The organism is Planctomycetota bacterium (assembly GCA_016872555.1).
In the GTDB taxonomy this organism is placed as follows: domain Bacteria; phylum Planctomycetota; class Planctomycetia; order Pirellulales; family UBA1268; genus F1-20-MAGs016.
Genome location: VGZO01000127.1, coordinates 1 through 2,292, shown reverse-complemented (window position 1 = coordinate 2,292; position 2,292 = coordinate 1). Strand labels below are relative to the sequence as shown.

2 protein-coding genes are annotated in these 2,292 nt (G+C 72.3%); both read right to left on the bottom strand.

From position 1 onward, the window contains the following. The coding region (locus tag FJ309_17420; GenBank protein ID MBM3956353.1) for a S9 family peptidase at positions 1–602 on the bottom strand (602 nt) is incomplete at its 3' end. Beyond that, entirely contained in the window at positions 599–2,005 is a 1,407-nt protein-coding gene (locus FJ309_17415) for a hypothetical protein (protein MBM3956352.1), read from the bottom strand. The genes FJ309_17420 and FJ309_17415, both read right to left, overlap by 4 nt. Between the last annotated feature and the right edge of the window lie 287 nt (positions 2,006–2,292).

Below are 2,292 nucleotides of genomic sequence, written 5' to 3'. Positions count from 1 at the left end.
ACGTAGGAGTCCCAGTGGCGGAAGAAGAGCCGCGTGAACGTCCGCGCCTTGACCGGGTCGGCCGCCAGCGCCCGCTCGCGCGCCGCGTTGAGCGAGTCGCTCTCGGCGAACGGCAGCTGGCTGTACTCCGGCCGGACCGTGGACACGAACGCGATCCGCCGGCCGTCGGGGGACCAGACCGCGTCCTCGGCACCGGTCGAGATCCCGGTCAGCCGCGTCGGCACTCCCCCTGCCGCGGGCACGGTCCACAACTGGCTCGAGCCGCCGCGGTCGGACTGGAACAGGATCGTCGTGCCGTCCGGCGACCAGCGCGGGCGGGTGTCCTTGGTCGTGCCGGCCGTCGTCGTCAGCGGCCGTGCCGGTGCCGACCCGTCGGCCGGGGCGATCCACAGCGCCGCCGACGAGCCGTTGGCCTCGGGATGGACCGTCGTCACCTGCCAGACGACCAGCCGGCCGTCGGGGGAGATCTGCGGGTCGGCGACGCGCGCGAGCCGGAACAGGTCGGCGATCTCGAGCGGGCGCCTTGCGGGCTCGGCGGCACGGCCCACGCCGACGACAAAACTGCCGGCCAGGAGCAGGACGGCGACGCGACGAACGATCATGTCGGGGTACCACGGGGGATGCGGGCGGCAACGACCGCCACCGCCAGGAGCACTGCCGCGCAAAGTGTGAAGCACAGCGCGTTGGGCGTCCGGGCGGTCCAGGTCTGCCACGGCCAGGGAAACTTGAAGAACGCGAAGTTGAGACCCCAATAGACCAGCGTGACGAACGACAGGGGCGCGGCGAGATGCCGCGCGGTCGCCCTGGGATCGCGGGCCAGCCTCATCAGCCCGGTCGCCAGCCACGTCGCCAGCACGAGCGGCACGATCACCCACACGGCCCAGTCGAGCAGGGCCGCGACAGGCTCGGGAGCGGTCATGGCGCGGAGCGTCTTCCCGGCGATCGGCAGGAGCGTGAGCGGGAGGATGACGAGGAACGGCCACTGCCGACCCCCGGCCGCGACGACCAGCGGAATGAAGCCGAGCACGGGTCCATGGTTGTAGATGGCGTCGACCACCGGCATGTCTGCGAACTCGCACGCGATCACGAGCCACACATGGACCAGCAACAGCGCCGCGGCGACGGCCGGAGGGAGCTCGGCCGGCCGCTGCTCCGGCTCGTCCACGATCCCCACGTGACGCCGGTTGAAGAGCAGGCCGACGGCGAGGATCGCCCCGAACGTCGCCCCGAACGTCGTCTCCATCCAATTCCACCAGTTCATCACCGAGTCGAGCGCCGCCCAGGGGCCGGCGGCGAATGCGGCGCGGTTCCAGGCGTGCCAGGCCTGGAGGCTCTGGCCGAGGGGAAAACCGACCGCCCCGGCGACGAAGCCCCACACGGCGAGGTTCCGCGCCAGCCGGTCGCCGCGCACCCACCCCCACCATGCCCAGCCCGCCGCCAGTGCCGCGAGCATCCCGCCCCACACCTCGGGGCGCGGCTTGAGCGCGGCGTCGGGTTCCCAGTACCAGTCGTCGGAGAAATACAGCGGCGGGAGGACGCGCTGCGCGGGGTCGAACGGGCGGTTGAGGAGCCAAATCCCTGCTGGATACAGCGCGATCATCGCGAGCATCACGCCGGCCATCTCGCGCCACCCGACGCGCCGGCGCCCGAGGCCGACGCCGAGAAACAGCCCGGTGAATCCGATCCACAGGCCTCCCTTGAGCGCCAGCCCGACCATCCCCCAGCGAAGGGCCTCCCAATTGCCGACCAGTGGCGCGTCGTGCGTCAGGCCGACGGTTTGGCCGTAGGTCATCGACCCGCCGAAGCCGGTGGCAACGGTGCCCAGCGCCGCGGCGCGTGCCGCGGCGAGGAGCGGTGCCTGCGGGCAGACGCGGAGGATGAGGACGAGGCTCACGAGCACGCCGGCGATCATCGCCCCGGTCTCGTGGCCGTACTGCCCACGGATTCCCCAGCCCATTCCGCCGGCAGCCGCCGCGGCGAGCACGGTGAAGATGGCGTCGCGCATCGGGAAATCGGTATCGGTTTCCAGCGGCCGGTCTGTGGTTCTCATGAGGCGCGTCATGCTAGCCCGACTTCGCAGGATCACCAAAGTGAGCGGGTGGGAGGTGTTCGCGCCGTCGCCGCCGTCCCGGCGTCGGCTCCGGCTTACGGTCGCCGGGCGGAGCCCGGCTCCCAACTGCGGGGTCGGGGCTGCCCACGCGCTGTCCGTCGCGCCGTCGCCGCCGTCCCGGCGTCGGCTCCGGCTTACGGTCGCCGGGCGGAGCCCGGCTCCCAACTGCGGGGTCGGGGCTG

Coding starts and splice junctions, on each gene's coding strand:
- FJ309_17415 (MBM3956352.1), bottom strand. CDS start 2,005: ATGCGCGACGCCATCTTCACCGTGCTCGCCGCGGCGGCTGCCGGCGGA.